The sequence below is a fragment of the Flavobacterium sp. B183 genome, from assembly GCF_023539155.1.
GTDB classification, from domain to species: Bacteria; Bacteroidota; Bacteroidia; order Flavobacteriales; family Flavobacteriaceae; genus Flavobacterium; species Flavobacterium tructae.
This window is the reverse complement of sequence record NZ_CP097434.1, coordinates 4723877-4748932: the sequence shown is the minus strand read 5'-3', so window position 1 is coordinate 4748932 and position 25056 is coordinate 4723877. Positions and strand designations below refer to the sequence as shown.

Annotated in this window: 5 protein-coding genes; all 5 read left to right on the top strand. The window is 37.3% G+C overall.

Going from position 1 to position 25056, the window contains the following annotated elements; all coding sequences use genetic code 11:
- Positions 1-23 precede the first annotated feature (23 nt).
- The 5 genes from M4I44_RS19390 (at position 24) to M4I44_RS19370 (ending at position 25038) form a co-directional block, all read left to right on the top strand.
- Entirely contained in the window at positions 24-5747 is a 5724-nt protein-coding gene (locus M4I44_RS19390) for a non-ribosomal peptide synthetase (protein WP_249965815.1), read from the top strand.
- Between the two features lie 54 nt (positions 5748-5801).
- Positions 5802-12314, top strand: a complete 6513-nt coding sequence (locus M4I44_RS19385) for a non-ribosomal peptide synthetase (RefSeq protein ID WP_249965814.1) — start codon at positions 5802-5804, stop codon at positions 12312-12314.
- Between the two features lie 37 nt (positions 12315-12351).
- Complete coding sequence (locus M4I44_RS19380) at positions 12352-13968, top strand: MBL fold metallo-hydrolase (RefSeq protein WP_017496631.1); 1617 nt, start codon at positions 12352-12354, stop codon at positions 13966-13968.
- Between the two features lie 63 nt (positions 13969-14031).
- Positions 14032-18768 (top strand): non-ribosomal peptide synthetase, encoded by a 4737-nt coding sequence (locus M4I44_RS19375; protein ID WP_249965813.1) that lies wholly within the window; start codon positions 14032-14034, stop codon positions 18766-18768.
- An 18-nt stretch (positions 18769-18786) separates the two neighbouring features.
- A complete protein-coding gene (locus M4I44_RS19370; protein WP_249965812.1) occupies positions 18787-25038 on the top strand; it encodes a non-ribosomal peptide synthetase in 6252 nt (2083 codons plus the stop codon).
- Positions 25039-25056: the final 18 nt, after the last annotated feature.

The following is a 25056-nucleotide window of genomic DNA, read 5'->3' as shown; positions in this document are numbered from 1 at the left end:
CTACAATATAATCAGACTACAGCATGAAAGATAAAAAAATCATACAAGATTATTGGTTGAACAAAATAAAGCAATACAGTAACGACAGCAGTTATTTACTGAGCAGATATGAGCAAGTTCCTTCCGGTCAGTATAGCCTTTTATTAAAAAAGAACAGTCTGGATAAGATTGCTAAATTATCAGGAGGGAATGCCATTGCGGCAGCGACTATTTATTTGTCTGTTTTCAATACACTATTAAAAAGATATACTAATAACGAAAGTATCTGGGTAGCTTCGTCCCCTTTCAATTTGGAAGGAGTACAGCCGGAAAAAGATACCTTGCTGTTTTATAATACCGCTATATCCAATGTTTCTTCACTAAGAGATGCAATAAACGCAACCAAACAGGAGATTGAAGATACTCTGCTTTATGATACTATTGATTTTGAATTAATTGAAAAAGAATTTCTAAATATTGAACTGACTTCTGAAGATTATCTTCAATATGCTTTTGTATATCAGAAATTAAATTACAGAAATAATTTATTGGCTCAGGCCAAACTTTGTTTGGAAATAGAAGATACCACTGCGGGTAAGGAATCAATTACCATACATTTTGATACTGCGAAATACGATGCACTTTTCATTCAAAATATGGTCGAGCATTTTACGTACATACTTGAAAATAGCAGTGAGCTGATTGATACTAAGGTTGATGATATTGAATTCATTACGGCCTCTGAAAAACAGCAGTTACTGGAGTTTTCAGGTGAATCTGAAAAGAAGATCGACGCAAGTGTTATCGGGATTTTTGAACAGCAGGTAAAAGCAACGCCTGAGAACATTGCTTTAGTTTATAAAGGAAAAAAACACACCTACACAGCCGTAAACCGAAAAGTGAATCATCTGGCGAGTTTATTGCAAAAAGAATATGGAATTACATCCGGGGATATTATCGGGATCATGACAGATTATTCGGATAATACCATTTTCTCTTTTGCTGCGGCATTAAAACTGGGGGCTACTTATTTGCCTCTGGATTACAATCTTACGACAGAAAGACTTGATTATATCTTGTCGGATACACAGCCCAAAGTGATCATCACTCAAATCGAGTATCTGAACGACCTGCTTCATTACGATATTCCGTTATTTAGTATAGACGTAATGCTTAATGAAGAAAATATTTCCGATGTAAACTGGGAAAACAATAGTAAAGGAGATATCGCTTACATCATGTACACTTCAGGATCAACCGGAGTGCCTAAAGGTGTTGTGGTAAAAGACAAAAGCATTGTACGCTTGGTGAAAGAAACCAATTATATCGAAATTGATCCTCAGGACCGTATTCTGGCCATCTCAAATTCTTCTTTCGACGGTTCTACTTTTGATATTTGGGGAGCATTATTAAACGGAGCGACTTTACACATTCCGGAGAAAGATTTAGTACTCAATTTTGAACTGTTGTTTCAGGCTATTACCGCAAATGAAATTTCGGTTGTTTTTATGACAACGGCTTTGTTCAACTCCATGATGGATACTGACATTGACAGTCTTAAAAACTTGAGAAAAATTCTTTTTGGCGGAGAAATGGTTTCCGTATCTCATGTGCGAAAGTTTGTCAATCATTTCGGAAGCGGAAGACTGGTACACGTTTATGGTCCAACCGAGAATACTACTTTTTCGACCTTTTACCCTGTTGAAGAAGTTTCAGAAGAAGCGCCAAGCATCCCAATAGGAAAACCAATTTCCTATACCCAATGTTACATTCTTAACGAGAGTATGAAATTACAGCCTGTTGGTATTGCAGGAGAGTTGTATGTTTCTGGCGAAGGCGTTGCAGCGGGTTACTTAAACCAAGAAGAACTTACCTCAAAAAGTTTTGTTGAAAATCCTTATCAGGAAAACGCTTTGTTGTATAAAACCGGAGACATCTGTAAATGGCTGCCTGACGGTACAATAGAAATTTTAGGAAGAAGAGACAGTCAGGTGAAAATTCGTGGTTTCAGAATTGAATTAGGTGAAATCGAACGAAAGATAACGAGTTTCAATAGTATTACCGAAGCTGTAATTCTTGTAAACAAAGACAGCCATGATGTGAAATTTTTAGCAGCGTTTTTTGTTGCCGATACTACTATTAATACTGAAGAGCTTCGTTCTTTCCTGACACAAAAACTGCCTAATTATATGGTTCCTGCGCATATTACTCAGGTGCCACAAATTCCATTAAACAGAAACGGCAAAGTTGATCAGAAAGAATTAAACAAACTGGCAAAATCAAATACGGAAACGACCAGAGAGCTTGTTTTACCAACAACCGAAATCCAAATAGCCCTGCACAACATCTGGAAAGAACTGTTTGATAAAGAAGATATCAGTATAACCGATGACTTTTTCGACATTGGCGGGCACAGTATTAAGGCAATGAATCTGGTGTCGACCATTCATAAAAACTTAAATATAAAAATAGATATCGGAAACGTTTTTGAAGACCGAAACATTAAAGCGCTCTCAGAAACGATATTGCAGGCTCAGGAAAATGTATTTCAGGAAATAGAAGCCCTGACAGAGCAGCCAAATTATGCAGTGTCATCATCGCAACAGCGTTTTTGGGCATTGAGTCAGTTTCAGGAAGCCAACAAAGCCTACACAATTCCAAGTATCTATACCTTAACGGGAGATCTGGATCAAACGGCCTTAGCTTTTGCTTTTCAAACCATAACCAAACGACATGAAAGTTTCAGAACCACTTTTAAAGAAGATGAAAATCAGGAATTAAGACAATTCATTCTGCCTGAAGCGGAAAGTAATTTTGAAATTGATTTCGTTGATTTTTACAATCGTTCAGAAAAGGAATTAGAAGAGACCATTAACAACCTCATTCAGGTAGTATTTAATTTATCGGAAGGACCGCTTTTAAAAGTAAGTGTATTGCAGGTAGAAGAATCTAAAGCGATACTGGTAGCAGTGATGCACCATATTATTAGCGATGGACTGTCTATGGAGGTCTTTATTGAAGAGCTGCTGCATTTGTACAAAGCCCGTAAAAATAAACTTGCTGTAGATTTTAAACCGCTCAGAATACAATACAAAGATTTTGCTGCCTGGCAGAATGAACAACTGGAGAATGAATCGTTACAGGTTCATAAAGCCTACTGGATGGAGAAATTCTCAGGAGAGCTTCCGGTGCTCAACCTTCAAAAAAGTAAAATTCGTCCTAAAATTAAATCCTATAACGGCGAAACAATTACCATAAATATTGATAGCAGAACATTAAAACATTTTAAAAATATACTGGATCAGGAAAACCTGACTTTGTTCATGGGGTTGCTAACCGTGGCAAATGTCCTGATTTATAAATATACCAATCAGGAAGATATTATACTGGGAACTACAATTAGCGGTAGAAATCATATTGATTTAGAGGGGCAAATTGGCTGTTTTATTAACGTATTGCCATTGCGCAGTCAGTTTTCACACAAAGATTCAATAATTGATTTATTCCGAAAGGTAAAAAAAGGAACTCAGGAAGCTTACGAACATCAGATTTATCCTTTTGAACAATTAATTGGTGATTTGAATGGGACACATGATATCAGCAGAAATCCTTTATTTGATGCTACAGTCGTTTTACAAAATGCCGATTTAAATCAAAAATTAGAAGTTCTCAATACTGAAGGCCTTGAAATAGCCCTGTATGAAAAAATAAAAGCAACGGTAAGTCGATTTGATATTTCATTCAATTTTGTAGAAACGGTAAAGGGACTGGAATTTAGCTTAGTCTACAATACGGACATTTTTGATACCATTTTTATTCGTCAAATTCAGAAACATTTTCACAACCTGCTGAATGCCGTAATTGCAAATCCGCATAATTCTATTGCTTCCCTGCCTTATTTATCAGTAGGCGAGATACAGCTCTTTACATCAGATTTTAGTGCCGGAACCTTTAATTCTCAGGTTTGTCTGGACATTGTCGAAGCCTTTCAGTATCAGGTTAGAAAAACGCCTGCACAAATAGCCGTTGTATATAAAAACCAACAATTGACTTACGAGGAATTAGATCGTAATGCAAACAAAATTGCACATTTGTTAATCACAGAGTATGGAGTGACTAGTGGAGAAAAAGTAGGAATCATTTTAGATAAATCAGAACTTTTGATCAGTACCATACTCGGGATTTTAAAAGCCGGCGGAGTATATGTTCCAATCGATGTGGAAAGTCCTAAGATCAGAAAAGAATTTATTGTCAATGATATTGGCGCAAAAGTCATCATTACCCAGATGGATTATATGTTTGATCTTGACTTTTTTGAAGGAAGTATTATCGCCATTGATGTTCAGTTAGACGCTTTAGAAAATCATTCTCCGGCTCCGCAAATAACGAACAGTCCTGATGCTCCGGCATACATCATGTACACTTCCGGCTCTACCGGAAATCCAAAAGGCGTTTTAGTACCGCATAAAGGGGTTACCAGACTGGTTAAAAACACCAATTACATCGATTTTGATAGGGTACACGCCATCTTGTCTACAGGTTCTGTTTCTTTTGATGCCTCGACGTTTGAGTTTTGGGGAGCATTGCTTAATGGTGGAAAATTGGTTTTATGCGACAAAGAAGATTTGTTAAACACAACCAAACTTGCTTCACTAATAAAAACAGAAAAAGTAGATACCATGTGGTTTACATCGGGGCTGCTAAACCAGTTTACCGATCAGGACGTATCCCTTTTTGAAGGATTAATCAATGTACTGGCCGGAGGTGAAAAATTATCAGCTAAACACATCCGTAAATTACTGGAAGCCTACCCGGAACTGAACCTTATTAACGGTTACGGACCTACTGAAAATACTACGTTTTCGGCAACCTATAAAATTACAGCACCGGTAGAAGAGGATATTCCGATTGGTAAACCGATCAACAATTCTAAGGCTTACATCTTAGATCAAAATTTAGAGCTGTGTCCGTTGGGAGTTGTTGGAGAAATATATCTGGCAGGTGACGGACTTTCATTAGGCTACTTAAATGCAGAAGAATTAAATGCCGAAAAGTTTCTGAATCCGAGGAGTTTGAATAGAGAACGCGTTTATAAAACCGGTGATTTAGGATTGTGGCTGCCGAATGGAAATATCAAATTTTTTGGAAGAAAAGACAGTCAGATCAAACTTCGCGGTTACCGAATTGAACTCAACGATATTGAAAAAACTTTAGATGCACACCCGGATATCAATGGGGCTGTGGTGGTATTGAAACAATTATCAGAGGCAGCAGACGAAAAATTTATTGTGGCTTATGTTAAGTCCAATCAGGTTATGAATCAAAAGGAGTTAAAGGCTTATCTGGCAGAAAGACTTCCTTTTTATATGATTCCAACTTATTTTATCGAAGTGGAAGATTTCATTTTGAATAAAAATGGAAAGATTGACAAAGACCTTCTTCCTGAAATTGATTTGTCGCAATTAGAAAGAGAATACATATCCTACCGAAATGAAACAGAGAAAACCCTCTCTGAGATTTGGACTGAAATATTGTTGATCGAAAAGATCAGTGTAACCGATGATTTTTTTGAAATAGGAGGACACAGTTTGAGAGCCGTAAAATTGGCCAATATGATTCAGGAAAGCTTTGGTGTTGAAGTGAGTATCGGACATGTATTTCAATTCAGAACTATCGAAACGATGGCCGAACAGCTCAGGTTTATTCAGAAACAAGAAGAGCTGACAGCAAACAAAAAAGACCTTCAGGAAATCGATATCGACTTATAATACGACTGCTTTACTTTAATAATTGAAACATCCTCTGAAAATTAAAATAAACCAATGAAAGACTTAATTGATAAACTACAGGGAGAAGGAATTTTACTTGAACTCATAGATAATAAACTGAAGGTTTTTGCCGAAAAATCTACTATTGCTCCCGGTTTAATTGAAGAAATAAAAAAGAACAGAGAAGAGTTGACTCTTTTTTTAGCGAACAGTCAAAAGCTGCAGGCATCAAAACCTGTATGGCCTGAAATACTAAAAACAGCCGATTTAGAGTATTATCCATTATCTTCTTCACAATACAGAATGTGGGTTTTAAGTCAAATGGAAGAATCCAGTAAAGCCTATAATGTTCCGGCTTTATACACTTTTGAAGGGAATCTGAATGTTAAAACATTGGAGCATGCTTTTCAGTTGATTATCGAACGCCATGAAATTCTAAGAACCAGGTTTGTCAATAAGGAGAATACCGTTGTACAAAAAATAATCCCTGCCGGAGCAATACAATTTAAGGTAGAAGAAATAGATCTAAGAAATCAAACAACGAGCGCAGAAGAACTAATCAACAAAGAAATGTCCTATTCTTTTGATTTAGAAAAAGAGCTGTTGCTAAAAAGTACCGTTTATCAAACAGAAGATCAAAAGTGGATATTCTTCTTTATGATTCACCACATCATCAGTGACGGCTGGTCGATGGGAATACTTATAAATGAGTTATTAGAAAACTACACAGCATTAGAAAAAGGCGTAAATGTTGCTAAAGAACCCTTAACGATACAATACAAAGAATACGCAGTTTGGCAGCAAAAATTATGGAGCGATGATTATTTTGCAGCGCACAAAGAATACTGGCTGTCGCAGATTTCAGGTGAAATCCCTAAAATCCAACTTCCTTTCAGTAAAACAAGGCCGGTTTTAAAAACCTATAACGGAGATACCGTTTACAGAACGATAAATAAAGAAATAAGCACGAAGTTCAGGAGAGTTTGTCTGGACAACGAGAGTACTTTATTCATGGGATTGCTGGCCACTTTAAAAATAGTACTTTACAAATATACCAACCAGACAGATTTAATTGTGGGTTCGCCAATAGCAGGGCGTGAGTTACAGGTACTTCACAATCAGTTGGGACTGTATTTAAATACCATCGCTTTAAGAGGAGTGATTAATGTGAAAGACAGTTTCGAATCTTTTCTTAAGAACATTAAAGAAAGCACTCTTAAAGCCTATAACTACCAATCGTATCCTTTTGACAAACTGATAGAAGAAGCACAGTTGGAGACCGATTTAAGCAGAAATCCATTGTTTGATATCTTCCTGATTTTACAAAACAACGAAAGTACGAACGTAAAAAACATCGGAGATCAATTAACTGTTCAGGCTTTAGAAACAGAAAACAAAACCAGTAAGTTTGATTTACTTTTCAATTTTGTTGAGGTAGATGAAAATTTAGAATTGAGTATTGTTTATAATACCGATTTGTATGACCCATTTTTTATAGAACAAATCACGGTACATTTTGAGCATTTATTGCATCTGGTGAGCAACACTCCATCAGAAACAATAGAGAACCTTTCTCTGGTAACTGAGATTGAAAAGAAAAAACTGGTTTTAGATTTCAATGCTACACAATTCGATAATCAGGTATGTGCCCCGTTGAATGTTTTATTCGAAGAACAAGTAGAGAAATTTGCCAATCACACAGCACTTCGTTTCAAAGAGAAAGAATTTACTTTTCAGGAACTGAACGAAAAAGTGAATCAGCTGGCTCATTATTTACGCGAAGAAAAAAACATCAAACAAGGTGATTTCGTAGTCGTAAAACTCCCAAGAAGCGAGCAGATGATTATCGCCCTTATGGCTATCATAAAAGCAGGAGGCGCTTATATTCCGGTAGAACCGCAATATCCCGAAGAAAGAATCAATTTTATTATAGCCGACAGTCAGTGCAAATTTTTAATTGATGAGGAAACTTTAGAAAATATCTCAGAACAATTGGCTTCTTTGCCTAAAAGCAATCCTGAAAATCACAATACAGTTAGCGATCTGGCTTATGTACTCTATACCTCCGGATCAACCGGAAATCCGAAAGGCTGTATGATTACTCATGAAGGAGTGACCAACAGAATTGACTGGATGTGGAACGAATACAACTATTCTTCGAAGGACGTTATTCTGCAAAAAACCACTTTTACTTTTGATGTTTCGGTATGGGAAATTTTCATGCCTTTATGCTGGGGAACCAAAATGGTACTTTGCGAACAGGAAGACATTTCAGAACCGCATCGCATTCTGAATTTGATCCAAAGCAATGACGTAACCAGTCTGCATTTTGTGCCAAGTATGCTCAACACTTTTATTGCTTCAGTGACTAACACAGAACAATTAGGAAATAAATTATCTAGTTTGCGTGCCGTAATAACCAGTGGCGAAGCTTTAACACCATTGACCGTTAAGGAATGGTACAATAAAGTATCGGCTGCACCCATTTACAATCTTTATGGCCCGACAGAAGCTTCTATAGACGTTACTTTCTTTAATACGAGTGTAGGCAATGAAATAATCCCGATTGGAAAACCAATCTGGAACACACAGATTTATATCTTAAGCGAGTCAGATGCCGTTCAGCCAATTGGTGTCGCAGGAGAAATTTGTATTGCCGGAAAAGGACTGGCCCTTGGTTACCTAAACAATCCGGAGTTGACTCATCAAAAGTTTGTACCGAATCCGTTTCAACCCGGAGCGAAAATGTACCGAACCGGAGATCTGGGCATGTGGCTGCCTGATGGGAATGTAGCATATTTAGGCAGAAAAGATTTTCAGGTAAAAATCAGAGGATTCAGGATAGAGCTGGAAGAAATAGAAGCAGCATTAAACCAACATCCACAAATACAAACGGCCGTGGTTTTAGACCATACCAATGAAAACAGCGGAGATAAATATCTGACAGGCTATATTGTAGCAAATGGCGAATTGGTGAAGGAAGAACTCAACTTATGGCTGGGAACTAAACTTCCTGTTTATATGATCCCGTCAAATTTTGTATCAGTAAATGAAATTCCTTTAACCAATAGCGGTAAAGCTGACCGAAATAAACTACGCCAAAGTAACGGACTAAGCCTAAAAACAACCATTGCCTATGTTCCTGCACAGAACGAGCTGGAGCAAAAACTGGTAGTAATTTGGGAAGGAATATTAAATCAGACCAAGATTGGAATACTCGAAGATTTTTTTACACTGGGCGGCCACAGTTTAAGTGCTACACATTTAGCGAATAGCATTAACAGAGAATTTAATGTGAAAATCAATCTGAGAGATATTTTCGAAAACAGAAACATTCAAAGTCTGGCCAAAAAAATAGCCGGGACAACTACGACTGTTTATCAGGAAATTAAAAGAGCACCGGAAAGCAGCAGTTACCTGCTTTCGTCAGGGCAAAGAAGATTATGGCTGTTGTCGCATCTGGACGATGCGAGTATAGCGCTCAACATGTACAAGACTTTTACGTTTACCGGTGTATTGGACATTTCGGTATTTGCAGCAGCTTTTTTGGCTATTCTGAAAAGACATGAAAGTCTGAGAACGGTTTTCAGACTGGATGAAAATGGTATCGTGAAGCAATATATTAAAGTCTTTAATGAAAATTTACTGAATTTAACGATTGAAGATTTTAGACCAAATCAATATTCTCAGGAGGTTATTGATGCCAAAATCAACCAGGAAATCGATAAACCTTTTAATCTGGAAGAAGATTCTTTGCTGCGATTGAAATTGTATCAGATCAAAGACGATCAGTGGATGTTCTCTTTTGTAATGCATCATATCATCAGTGACGGACTTTCTATGAATATTTTGACGAAAGAATTTGTTTCGAATTATCAAAATCTATCCCAGGGAAAAGCAATTACAGCTTCTGAATTAAAAATTCAGTACAAAGATTATGCGCAATGGCAAACGGAACAGTTTCAGTCGGAGGAATATAAAAATCAGCTGCAGCATTGGTTAAAAAAGTTTGAAGGAGAAGTTCTGGTATTAGACTTTCCAACCGATAAATCAAGAGCAGCAATCAATGCATATGACGGAGATTCAGTTGATTTTACAATTGAGAAAGAGACTTTTTCAAAATTTAAAAACTTCTGTGAGAGCCACTCGATTACCGTTTTTACCGGACTTTTATCACTGGTTAAAACGTTATTATACAAATATACCCACCAACAGGATATTACCATCGGTACGCCTATCGGTGGCAGAATACATACCGATTTGGAAGACCAGATCGGACTTTACATCAACACTGTTCCTTTGCGAACAGTATTCAATGAAAATCACGATTTTATAAGTTTACTGCATCAGGTAGAACAAAGTGTCATCGATGCACAGGAAAATCAAATGGTCGCTTTTGACGAACTCGTTCTTAATTTAGATCTTCAATTGAGCCGTAACCGCCATCCGTTGTTTGACGTTTGGTTTGTACTGAGAGACAATTCAATAGAAGCCGATAAACAAGCACTCGAAATAGATCATCTGCAAATCGAAGAATACGATGATGTAACTCTGAAAAAATGCCTGTTCGACTTAGTATTCAACTTCATAGAAAGCGAGGGACAGTTAGAAGGTAAAATTGAATATAAATCAGGATTGTACATTAGAGAAACCATTGTGAGGTTAATCTCTAACCTAAAAGTGCTGTTGCATCAGGTAGTAGTAAACGCAGATCAAAGTTTGTCGGGATTGTCATTCCTGAATATGGAGGAAGAAAATTTAATACTTCATGTCTTTAATGATACGACAAGAGATTATAGCACACAACCCAACACCTTAATTGGTCTGTTTCAAAAGCAGGTATTGGAAACACCGGAGCAGACTGCATTGGTTTTCGAAGATAAAAAAATAACATATCAGGAATTGGATGAGGTATCCAACAAACTGGGGAATTATTTAAAGAAAAAATACGGCATAAAGGCAAATGAATTTGTAGGCGTTAAATTAGATCGAAGCGAGTGGAATGTTATTTCATTGCTTGGGATTCTAAAAAGCGGAGGAGTTTATGTACCCATTGACATTGCTTATCCGGAAGAGCGAATCGATTATATTATTGAAAACAGCGATTGCAAGCTGGTTATCGATTCTGATGAAATTTATGATTTCAGATCGATGGAAAAGCTTTACAGCAGTGTTATGGAGGAATCGAATAGCAGTGCCGATGATTTGGCTTATCTGATTTATACTTCAGGTTCAACCGGTCTTCCTAAGGGAGTTTCGATAAAACAGGGCGCCATTTCGAATACAATTTTATCCCAGATGGAAATTTTTGGCAATGAAAATAAAGAAAAAGCCCTTCAGTTGGCCTCGTTTTCATTTGATGCTTCGATTTCAGAAATCTTTACAGTTTTGGCTTCGGGCGGAGAGTTACACATCATAACCGATGAGGTAAAAAAAGACACCGAAGAGCTGGAAAATTATATCGAAGAACACGCAATTCATTTCGCAACCATTTCTCCGTCCTATTTAAAATTACTGCAGCTGGACAAAATTAAAAGTTTAAAAAAGCTGGTAACTGCCGGAGAAGCAGCTCCTACCGAAGAAGTTAAAAAATATTTGACTTATGGTGGTACCTGTTTTAATGCTTACGGCCCTACAGAAACCAGTATTTGTGCTACGATTTATAAGGTGAATGAAAATCAGCTAAAGGAACTTTCTAATGTTCCTATCGGATTTCCAATCGCCAACACTAAAATTTACATTCTCGGAACCAACGAAAAATTGCTTCCTCTTGGAGCCATTGGGGAAATTTATGTAAGCGGAGCCGGTTTAGCCGAGGGGTATTTGAACAAGCCGGAATTAACCAATCAGAAGTTTATCGATAATCCATTTGCTGAAGGCGAAAAACTATACAAAACCGGTGATTTAGGAAAATGGCTCCCTAACGGTACAATTGAATATGCCGGACGAAATGACGATCAGGTAAAAGTGAGAGGATTTAGAATCGAACTGGGCGAAATAGAAACCGTTATCAAAGAACACGAAGCAATCGAAGATGCTGTAGTAGTGGTGAAAGAAGACAGTTTAGGAATTAAAGAAACCGTTGCCTTTTTTGTGCTAAAAGCCGATTCGGTTTCAGACAGTGATGATATTAAAGAATTTTTAGAAGACAAACTGCCGGAATATATGATTCCGTCTCACTTTATAAGCTTGAAAGAATTTCCGCTGACTCTAAATGGAAAAACAGACAAAAAGAAATTGTTGCAGAACAAGTCTTTAACCGAAAATGTTTCCCGAAACTACCTGGCGCCCCGGGACGAAACAGAAAGTAAACTTGCCGCATTGTGGGAAGAAGTGCTAGAAATCGATAAAGTGGGAGTACTGGACGACTTTTTTAAAATAGGAGGCCACAGTTTAAAAGCCACTTATTTAATCACGAGAATAAAAGCGGAATTTAACGCAAAACTCGATCTGATTTCGATTTTCAATAATGCCACTTTAGGAGAAATGGCAGCAGAAATAAAAAAGGCACAGCTCGTGAATGCGGAAGTCGTGATTACAGATGATTTTGAAAATATCTCCCTATAACCTAATCCCATTTTTTAAAACTATAAAATAAATCTAAATGGCTACTCCAAAAATATATCTGAAAAATAACGTACAAGTTGAACCGTTAATTTCAAACTGGTATGCATGGCATCACATTATCCCGCCAATTCTAACGGGGTTTAATGTGGTAAACCGATACATTCCGATCATGGAATCGTATATCAACGACCCAAGCATACATGAGACTGCCGTGAAAGATCCTGCTTTTAGAGGAGGTCCTTTTATCGATTTAGACAAAAAGCATGTTGATGAAGTAGCAGCTTTGTTGGAAAACACAAAGAAAATGGCAGCTCCGCTTTTTGAGTTTACAGATGCCGTAAAAGAACTGGACAAATTGCTTAAGAAAAAAGCAACCGGACATTTGATGCAGCCGCTGTACAAAGAAGTTCCATCGGCAATCAGAGGGTATGTCGAATTGTATTATGACAGGCATCACAGACCGGATTTCAGATTTTATGAGCCTCTTATTTATGCCAGTCCGTATTATGTAGAAGATTTTCAGACGGTGAAGCTGTCTTTAATTAATAAGGATGCCGACCGGCCTTTTATCTTCTCCACGCCAAGATTGTCTAATCTGGAAGCTGCACTGGAATTAAAATTACCTTTTAAATCGAAACAAATCGACGAGTTGTTCAAGATGAAACGCGAGCCTCAAACTTTCGAATACATCAAAGAACTTTTGAATATTGATCAAAACGATGAGGCACTTTTTAGAGATTTATTTACTACAGAAGAGCCAAAAAAGTATGAAAAATATACCGGAGACAGTATGCGCATCCGATACTTCGGACATGCTTGTATTCTGATCGAAACCAAAGAACACTCGATCGTGCTCGATCCGGTTTTAAGCTATACTTACGAATCTGATGTGTCACGATTTACCTATGATGATTTGCCGGACGAAATAGATTATGTACTGATCACTCACGGACACCACGATCATATATTGATGGAAACGATGCTGCAAATACGACACAAAGTCAAAAATATAGTTGTCGGTAAAAGCATAGGCGGTGCCATTCAGGACCCGTCATTGAATTTACTGTTAAGAAATCTGGGATTTGAGAATATTATAGAATTAGAAGAATTGCAAACCATTTCGGCTATCGATGGTATCAAAATTACCGGAATTCCATTTATCGGCGAACATCACGACATTCACATCAACAGTAAACTTTCGTATCACGTTGAATTAGACGGTTATTCTTTATTGGCAGTAGCAGATTCCTGCAATCAGTCGCCGGAATTGTACGAACATGTTCATGAGATTATTGGTGATGTAGACGTGCTGTTCATGGGAATGGAATGCGACGGAGCACCGGCTTCATGGGTGTATGGGCCAATTTTTACCACCAAACAGGAACGCGAAAAAGACTTCAGCCGAAGAGGAAGAGGCAGCAATTACGACGAAGGAATCAAAATGGTAAACTGCTTTAATGTTAAAGAAGTTTATGTGTATGCCATGGGAGAAGAACCATGGGTGCGACACATTTTGGATGTTGAATATACAGATGAATCCAACCCAATTGTGCAATCGAACATGTTAATCGAAGACTGCAGAAACAGAGGTATCGTAGCAGAAAGACTATTTGCCGAAAAAGAACTGTTTAAACAAGCGGTACTGCTGTACTAATTCCCTTTAACCCTCCCCAAAACAAAGACTACTATCCATTTATTTTCTTAAATAATTCATCTTATGGCATCAGATTTATATTTAAAATTAAAAGAACAAAACATTCACATTGACGTAAAAGACGAGAATCTTGACATTAAGGCTCCTGCAGGTGCATTGACTCCCGATATTATTGACGAGATTAAAAGAAACAAAGCCGATTTAATTCGTTTTATTAATCAATACAAATACGACAAAGCAGTTGCCATTCCGAAAGCCGCTATAAGCCCTGATGCAAAATATGCCCTGTCTTCCTCACAGTTACGACTTTGGATTTTAAGCCAGTCCGAAAAAGGAAATGTGGCGTATAATTCGGTTGGAGGATATATTTTTGAAGGAGTACTGGATCAAAATACGTTAAATGAATCTCTGAAGGAAATCGTATCAAGACATGAGAGTCTGAGAACTGTTTTTGAAGAAGACGGTAACGGAGGAGCAAATCAGATTGTTAAAGGAATAGAATCAATCGATTTTTCAATTGAACATGCGGATTTACAAAACGTTTCAAATGCCGATGAAGTTTTAAAAGAACAGGTTGCCAAAGAAGCTTTAATTCCTTTTCACTTATCAAAAGGACCGCTTTTTAAAACGAAGCTTTACCAGTTAGCACAGAACAAATGGGCTTTCATTTATACCATACATCACATTATTGTGGATGCTTTGTCAATGAATATTTTCATTGCCGAAATACTGGAACTCTACAATTCTAAAAAGCAAAACAGAGCTAATGCATTAAATGCGTTAAGAATACAGTATAAAGATTACGCCAGTTGGGAAAATGAACAGCTTACAGGCAAAAAATACGAAGAGTTAAAAAACTACTGGCTCGATCAGTTTCAGGGAGAGTTGCCGGTTCTTACGATGCCGGTGGATAAAAAAAGACCAATTCTGCAAACATTCAATGGCGGAACAGTAGAAAAAAGAATCGACGCCAAATTATCAGAAGACCTTGAAAAACTGATAAGAGAAAACGGTGCCACCATGTTTATGGGATTAACCGCCGTAATTAATACGTTATTATACAAATTCTCTACTCAGGAAGATATCATTATCGGAACCCCGGTTTCCGGAAGAGAAGACGAAGATCTGCAAAACCAGATAGGGTATTATGGTAACACGCTGGCCATTCGAATGCAGTTTAAAAAAGAAAATACTTTTTTAGAATTATTAGAATACACCAAGAAACAGGTAGTAGGTGCCTATGAGCATCAAATGTTTCCTTTTGCAACACTTGTGAAAGAGCTAAACTTAAAAAGAGACCCAAGCAGAAATCCGCTTTTTGACGTTCAGGTGATCTACGGAGAAAATGACAATTCTAAAAAAAGCGAAAGCTTGGAAGGCTTGCAAGTTTGGGAATATGAATTTGAAGAAAAACTAAAAACCAGCCGTTTTGATATGGTTTTCAGTTTCTACAAAGACGGAAACCATTTAGTGCAGAACATTCAGTACAATACGGATGTTTTTTCAGAAAAAATAGTACATCAGATTGCCGACCATGTTTCGGTTATCATGAACTCTATTGTAAAGAATCCAAAGGAACAAATTTATAAATTGGAACACATCGGGGAACAGCAAAAAGAAGCACTTCTGCAACTTTCTAAAGGTGATGTTCTGACGTATGACCAAAGCAAAACAATACTCGATTTATTTAAAGAGCAAGTACAGGAAAAACCCGAAGCTATAGCAGTGGCTTTCAAAAATAAAAAAATCACCTATAAAGCGCTGGACGAAGAATCGAACCGGTTAGCCAATTATTTGTTAGCCAATCACACCCTCAAAAAGAACGATTTTATAGGATTAATGATTGATAATTCTGAAAATGTATTGGTTTGCATTCTGGGAATTCTAAAAACAGGAAGTGCTTATGTGCCGATCGATCCGGAATATCCAAAACAAAGAATTCAGCATATTATTGAGGACAGTGGATTAAACGTTCTGCTCACGCAATCCGATTATCTTTTTGACCTTGACTTTTATACAGGAGAGTTTTTTGCCACAGACATTCAAATGGATTCGATTACGGCCGAAAGTACTGTATTTGGGGCACAAGTGAATCCTGCTGATGCGGCTTACGTAATTTATACCTCGGGTTCTACAGGTAATGCCAAAGGAGTCGTGATCAATCACGAAAATTTAATGTTTTCTACTATCGCAAGACTGGAGACTTATCCTGATGCAGCGGCATTTTTATTACTGTCTTCGATTTCATTTGACAGTTCTGTTGCCGGAATTTTCGGGACAATTACGGGAGGAGCTAAATTGGTTTTTGCCCCTAAAATCAGAGTTTCGGATGTCGATACGATAATAGATATTCTGGTAGAGGAAGAGGTTTCTCACTTGCTTACTGTTCCCTCTTACTATCAGCTGCTGCTTAACCAGTTAGCAGAGCGTCCAAATAAGTTAAAAACAGTAATCGTAGCAGGGGAAGAATGTACCAAACAACTGGTTGATCTGCACCAGAAGGTGACTACACTAAAAAACTGTAAACTTTTTAATGAATACGGACCTACAGAATGTACCGTTTGGGCCAGTTATTATGTGTATGAACCGGTTGTAGAATTTATTCCTTCTATCGGAAAACCAATAGCCAACAGCTCGGTTTATATTCTGAATGATAACAATGAATTATCCATTGACGGTCTGATTGGAGAAATTCATATTGCCGGTAAAGGGCTTTCAGGTGGCTACTGGAATAATCCGGAGCTTTCTAAAGAAAAGTTTGTCGATAATCCGTTCGAAACCGGAACAAAAATGTACAAGACAGGAGATTTGGCCAAGAGATTTTCAGATGGTAATATTGAGTTTTTAGGTAGAAAAGACAATCAAATCAAGATAAGAGGAAATCGCCTGGAATTAGGCGAAATCGAAAATGCGCTCTTGAATTTTAAAGGTATTGACGGAGCAGTTGTTACCTACAGTGAAGGTACTTTGGTAGGGCATATACTAACCGACATTGTAATAAATATTGACAATCTGAAAAAGCACCTGAAAGAACAATTACCAATATACGCAGTACCAACAAGCTATACACAGTCCAATGAATTTCCGTTATTGCCAAATGGTAAAGTAGACAAAAAGGCCTTAGTCGTTTTAGCCAATAAACATACCTTAAAGGGAGACTCGTATGTACCGCCTTCTAATGAAACAGAAGCTGCTTTGGTACATGTATTTCAGCAAATTCTGCAAAAAGAAAGCATAGGTACAGAAGATGATTTTTTTGCATTGGGAGGAGATTCGATAAAAGCCATACAAATTATCTCCAAATTGAAACAGCTTGGTTTTGTAGTAACAGTACAGGATGTTATGCAATTTACTGCCATACAGGAATTAGCACTTCATGTAAAACTGGCAAAGCAGGAGATCGATCAAAATGCAGTAGAAGGAACCATTCCGCTTACGCCAATTCAGAAATATTTCTTTGAGGTGACTTCACAGCATAAAAATCATTTTAACCAATCGATCTTATTAAAATCATCGAAGTCTTTGTCTGAAGAAGGATTGACAAAGATCTTTCAAAAGCTTACCGTACAGCATGATGTTTTAAGAGCGGTATTTAAAGAGGAAGGCAACGAATGGATTCAGGAAATCAAAAATGATGGATTTGAATTCCAACTGCACGTTCACTTCAATGTTACTGCTTCTGAATTTGAGACCATTTGCGATGCGTATCAATCTTCTTTCGATTTAGAAAAAGGCCCCTTGTTTAAAGCAGTGTTGTTCAAAAGAGAAGATACTGATTATTTGTTGCTGCTTTCTCATCACCTGGTGATTGACGGTGTTTCCTGGAGAATTATTTTAGAAGATTTAATGAGTTTATACGGGCAGTACGAAGCAGGAGCAGCATTAGAATTACCTCTAAAAACACATTCCTTAAAATACTGGCAGGAAAAACAACTGGAATATGCCAATTCAATGACCATGATGGAAGAAGAAGTGTATTGGTCTTCTATAAACGAAGCAACACAGTTCAGTACTTCCGAACTCCCAAAAGATTTTGATTATGAGGGCAATAATTTTTATAAAGATTTTGAGACAAAAGTATTTCAACTTGATCCAAGCGTTACCGAAAAATTATTGACAGAAGCACACAAAGCTTATAAAACCAATATAAACGATGTTTTAATAGCAGGTTTATCGCTTGCAATCGGCAAAAATTTTGATATCGATAAGGTAGCGATTCAACTCGAGGGGCACGGAAGAGAAGATATCAACTCAGAGATAGATATCACCAGAACGGTGGGGTGGTTTACCACGATATATCCCGTACTCATCACTCTTAAAAAGAAACAGGATAACATTGGTCAATTAATAGAAGTAAAAGAAACGCTGCATCGAATTCCAAACAAAGGTATTGGATTCGGGATTTTGAAATACTTAAAAGATTGCGAATTAAATGTAAAAGCAGATGTTTCCTTTAACTACCTGGGTGATTTTGATTTAGGACAATCAAACCAAGAAGATCAAATCTTTCAGTTTGCAGATATTCCAAAAGGAAGAGAAATCGCAGCGAATACCGAAAGAACGGGAACACTGGATGTATCAGGAATTTTAGTCAATGGCCAGTTGCAGATTATGCTTTCATTTAATACCAACTATTTCAGAAATGAAACCATAGAAAACTTAAAAGAAGCATATAAATACGAATTGGAATCTTTGATTTCCAGTCTTTCCGAAGAAAAAGAAACCCATTTAACCCCTGTTGATTTTACCTATAAAGGTTTGGACCTGAGCAGTCTGGAAGAATTAAACAAAATGCTGTAACCGTACTACTAAAAAGCTATGAAAATTAAAGATATATACCCGTTAACACCATTGCAGGAAGGAATTTATTTCCATTGGAAACTTTCTAAATCCATGTATTTTGAGCAGTCATTTTATAAAATACAAGCTGAATTGGATCTCAATTATCTTAAAGAAAGTTACGATCAGCTGATTGCAAGACATGATGTGCTCAGAACTTGTTTTCGGGATAATGTAGGGGAAGATCTTTTGCAGATTGTTCAAAACGAAGTGCCATCCAACTTTACTTTTCTGGACATTACAGGAAATACAAGCGAGACCATAGCCTCAGTAAAAGAGCAGGATATTGCAAAAAGCTTTGATCTGACTGTAGGTTCACAGATGCGTCTTACCGTTGTAAAAACGAGTGAAAACCAGTATGAATTAATTTGGAGCCATCATCACATTATCATGGACGGGTGGTGCATCGGTATTTTGATTGGTGAATTTTTTACGCTTTATGAAGGTTTACTTCAAGGGAAAAGAAACATTTTGCCTAAAGCAACTTCCTATTCAGACTATGTGAAATGGCTGATGAAAAATGACAAAGAAAAATCATTGCAATACTGGAACCATTATCTGGAAGATTTTCAGGGCTTAAGTACGTTACCTTTTCCAAAGCAGCATACAGAAACCTTTAGTCCGGGAGAAATTTTTTACACGATTAGTGGAAGTTTAAGAGAAAAACTGGCTGTTTTGTGTCAGGAGAATAGTAGTACCGAAAATGTCTTTTTTCAGACGATTTGGGGAATTTTACTAGCCAAATACAACAATACAAATGATGTGGTTTTTGGTGGAGTAGTATCGGGCAGACCTGCAGAAATTCATGATGTTGCCAATATTATCGGACTTTTTATCAATACCATTCCGGTAAGGATCTCCTTTGACGATAAGACTACCGTAAAGCAAATCTTATTGCAGACACAAGAGCAGGCCATACAAAGTTTGCCTTATCATTATCAGGCCATTAGTGACATACAGCGTAGCGTAAACAACGGTCAGTCGTTGTTTGATCATATCATTGTTTTTGAAAATTATGGGACTGCCGAAGTGATAGCCGAAAGTGAAAAAACAAATATAAAATTGTTAGAAGCGGCATCTTATGAGGGAGAAAACTATGATTTTTCACTGGCAATTGTACCAGGAAAAGACATCAGTATCCGTTTCACCTTTAACGCCAAAAAACATGATGTAAGGGATATTACAGCGCTTAAAAATCATTTTGAACAAGTCGTAAATACTATAGTAGAAAACTTTGATATTCCGGTTTCTGAAATAGAACTTTTGCAAGAATCAGAAAAAGAAGCCGTGTTGTCTTTGTCCGGTCATGACATGCTGAAAGAAGCTGCTGCAGAATACACTTTGGTGGAGTTGTTTGAAAATGTAGTGCAGGAGAATCGGGATCAGATTGCTTTAGTTTATGGAGAAGAGCAATACAGCTTTACCGGGTTAAATGGAATTGCAGATCAGTTTGCAGACTTTCTTATTTCAGAATATAAAGTACAGCCCGGAGATTTTATTGCCATGCAGCTGGATCGAAATGACTGGCTGGTTATGGCACTGTTGGGAATCTTAAAAGCCGGTGCTGTATACGTTCCGCTGCATATTAATTTACCACAGGACAGAGTAGATTACATATTGGAAGATAGTAACAGTTCGATTATTATTGATGAGGACTTTATCAATCGTTTCAAAGTACATCCTAAAGCAAATACGACGATCTCAAAGGTCAAAATTTCACCATCCGATTTAGCCTATCTTATTTATACTTCAGGGTCGACGGGAAAACCAAAAGGAGTGCTTGTCGAGCATAGAAATATTTGTGCTTTGTTGGTCAATACAAAAAACAGTTTTGTCATTTCTCAAAAGCCCGTACTGCCTTTGCTGGCCTCCAATTCGTTTGATATTTTTCTTTTTGAATTGTTTCATCCCCTGTTGGCAGGAGGAAAAGTAGTGATGGTATCCAATGATGAAATAAAAGACATGGAGGATCTTTCAAAGATTCTCAGACAAACCAATAGTTTTCATGCCGTACCAACGCTGATGCGAGCGGTTATTGATCATATAAAAACGAACAATACCCAGCAATCCTATCCCCATATAGAATCGATTTTTATAGGAGGAGATAAAGTACCTGTCGGGATTCTCGAAGAAATAAGAGAAGTATTTACCAATGCAGTCATAAACGTACTGTACGGTCCAACCGAAGGATCTATTTTTATTACCTCTGAAAGTTATTTGCCTAACGTTAAACAATTTCCAAATGCAGTAATAGGACAAAGTAACGCCTATAATGCAACTTATGTACTGGACGATCATTTAAAATTATGTCCGATTTACAGCATAGGAGAATTGTGTATTTCCGGAAATCAGGTAACAAGAGGTTATCTGAACCAAGAAGAAATAACAGCCGAAAAGTTTGTCGTAAACCCTTTTAAGTCCGATGAAAAGATGTACAGAACAGGTGATATGGTCAAAAGACTTCCAAACGGCAAAATAGAATTTGTCGGCCGTAAAGACAATCAGGTTAAAGTAAGAGGATACAGAATTGAATTAGAGGAAATAGAAAATGCTCTATTGTCAAATGAATACGTAGATTTTACCATTGCCAAAACCATTACAGTCTCAGGCGACGAGAAAGAAATTGTAGTCTATTTAAAGGCCACAAAACAAATGGATGCACAAGAGCTGGTACATTTTCTGAAAGGAATATTGCCATCTTTTATGATTCCAGATTACTATGTACAATTAGAGGAGATTCCGTTAACGGTAAATGGAAAAGTAGATGCTAAAAAACTACCGAATCCTTTGAATACCAATGCTGTAAGGAAAGCAGATTACGTTAAGCCTGTAACGGAGACCGAAATAAAACTAACCGAAATATGGCAGCGCATTCTGGACCGAAAAGCGGTTGGAATTCAGGACAACTTCTTCCATTTAGGCGGACATAGTTTAAAAATGATCAAGCTGTCCAATCAGATTTTTGTGAATTTCGGCATGCACCTCAACATAAAAGAAATATATATACATCCTACTATAGAAGAACAGGCTGCCTATATTGATCGTTCTTTAAACAGCTACACCCTAACAATTCCACAGGCAGCAATAGCACCAAGTTATCCTTTGTCCTCTTCTCAGTATCGAATGTATAATATATGTTCTATAGACGCTCAGGTAAATAAAGCTTACAATATTAGAATAATAGATATTAAAAATGAAGCCGTAAACCTGGAATTTTTTACCAGAGCAGTATACGATTTAATAGAGCGACATGAAATCTTAAGAACCGCTTTTGTTACCAATGAAAATGGTGAACCGGGACAAATCATCATCCCGATCGAAAAAACAGAACCTTTAAAAATTCAATATTTGGATTTGCGTAACAGCGAAACCTTAGAAAAGGATTTACAAAAAGCACTTATCGAAACAGCTAATGTCTCTTTTAATTTAGAAACGCCGCCTTTGATGAAAGCTGCATTGATAAGCGTTAAAGAAGATAAATGGATCATTAGTATTCTTTTTCATCATATCATTTTTGACGGATGGTCAACCGATGTTTTTGTGAAAGAACTGTACGCTTTATACGAAAAGCACAGCAAGAACACAGAGATTACTTTACCACCTCTAGCCATACAGTTCAAGGATTATGCGGCTTGGGAGCAAAGTATCGTTAAAAGTAATGCTATTGAAGCAGATAAAAAGTACTGGCTGAAACAATTTGAAGGCAGTTTGCCAATCGTAAGTGAATTGGGAGATCAAAAAAGACCCAACATCAAAACACATAACGGCGCAGTTCGCTCAAAAGTTTTAGAAGGCAGCATTTTGAAAGACCTGAACAGCTTATGTGAGAACGAAGAAGTTTCACGTTTCATGGTCTTTTTGGCCGTAACCAATATTTTAATCTATAAGAATACCGGCGATCAGGATATCATCACAGGAAGCCCAATTGTAAACCGCGACTATCCGGAACTGTTTGATCAGATTGGTTTTTATGCCAATACCATTCCGTTGCGAACCCATTTAAATGAAAATGCTTCTTTTACAGAAACTTTAAAACAAGTAAAAGAGAATGTAATCAATGCCAAGGAACATCAAAAATTTCCGCTTGACGAGTTAATTAAACTTTTAGACATCAAATACGATGCCGGCAGAAATCCATTGTTCGATATTATCGTTACCGCCAGAGAAGAAAACAATCCAACATCAGATTTAGAGTCTTATGATGCGATTATCGACGCTGTAGGTAATGGGATCACTGCCAAATTTGATTTGACGTTCGATTTTTTAGTGACCGATTCGACACTTACCCTGGCATTAGAATACAACACCGATATATTCTCTTCAGAAAAAATTACGGCATTGCTTAATCATTTAGAGCAGATACTATTGCAGGTTACCCAAAACGGAGCTCAAAAAATAAGTGCGATCGATTGTTTGACAGCAGCAGAGAAAAAACATTTACTGGAAGAATTGAGCGGTCATCAAACCGGGTATCCGAAAGATTCATCGATTATCGAATTGTTTGAAAAGCAGGTTGCCCTGACACCCGAAAAAACAGCTCTGGTATACAAAAAACAAAAGTACACCTATCACGAACTCAATAATGTCGCCAATCAGCTGGCCAATTATTTAGAAGAGAATTACAAAGTAACAGGTGAATTGGCGGCAATTTATCTGCCAAAAAATGAATGGCAGATCATAAGCATCTTAGCCTTGTTAAAATCGGGTTGTGCTTATGTACCTATTTCGGCCGATTATCCTCAGGAACGAATCAGTTACATCATTAAAGATGCGAATGCCGAATGTTTGATTGCAGTGGATCTAATCGAAGATTTTGTACAATCACAGGCCGATTATTCGTCTAAGTTTGAAAGTACTTATGCGAAAGCAAGTGATCTGGCTTATGTCATGTATACCTCAGGTTCTACCGGAGAACCAAAAGGCGTTTTAATAGAGCAGCAAAGTGTTGTCAGACTAGTAAAGAACAACAATTTCCTTAACCTCACCGGAGAAGAAGTATTACTGGCTACAGGAGCTTTTTCGTTTGATGCCAGTACTTTCGAGTATTGGGGAATGCTTTTAAACGGAGGCACTCTGGTCATTTGCGACGAAAATACACTATTGTCCGTAAGAGGAATGAACGAAGTGGTTGCAAACGAAAAAGTCACCATGATGTGGTTTACAGCAGGCTGGCTGCATCAGTTGGTAGACGAGAACCTAATCTTGTTCAAAAACTTAAAAACAATACTTTGCGGAGGAGATGTTTTGTCTCCACACCATATTACGAAACTGAAAAGTACTTATCCTGAATTAGTAGTTGTCAATGGTTATGGGCCTACCGAAAACACAACATTTTCCATAACCCATACCATTGACTTACCGATAAAAACATCCGTTTCCATTGGTGTTCCGATAAGCAACAGTACTGTTTATATTATGGATAAAAACCATCAGCTGGTACCTAAAGGAGCCATTGGTGAAATATGCGTAGGAGGTGACGGTCTGGCAAGAGGTTATCTGAACAATCCCGAACTGACTCATTCCAAATTCATCACAAACCCTTACAAAACAGAGGAAAGACTTTATAAAACAGGTGATTTAGGCAGGTGGACTTCTAATAATACAATAGAATTTATTGGAAGAAAAGACAATCAGGTAAAATTACGAGGTTACCGAATCGAGCTTGGGGAAATTGAAAATATATTATGTACGCACCAATTAATATTTTCATCATTGGTGGTCATAACAGAAGGTACGGCAGCGGAAAAGAAATTAATTGCCTATTTGGTTACCGATGAAGATCTCGAAAGTAATACTTTGAAAAACTGGCTCAGAACTCAATTGCCAAAATACATGATCCCCAATCATTTTGTCTTTTTACGAGAGTTTCCGTTAAACATCAATGGAAAAGTGGACAGAGCTAAACTTCCTGAAATTACCGAGCTGGAAACAGATCGTGCAGCCTATACGGAACCCGTGACACCTACTGAAAAAACACTGGCTAAAATATGGGAAGCTGTTTTAGAAATAGAAAAAATAGGACTCGCAGATAACTTCTTTGATCTGGGCGGACACAGTTTAAAAGCTGTAAAAATGTTCCACCTTATCAACAATCAGTTAGAGGTGAGACTTACCATATCTGATTTGTTCAACAATCCAACCATAGAGAGTCTGGCGAACGAAATTGACAATGTCATTTGGGCTAATAACGAAGAACTGGAAGATGTCGAAAGCGAAAACATCACCATTTGATGCAATAAAAAACAAAAA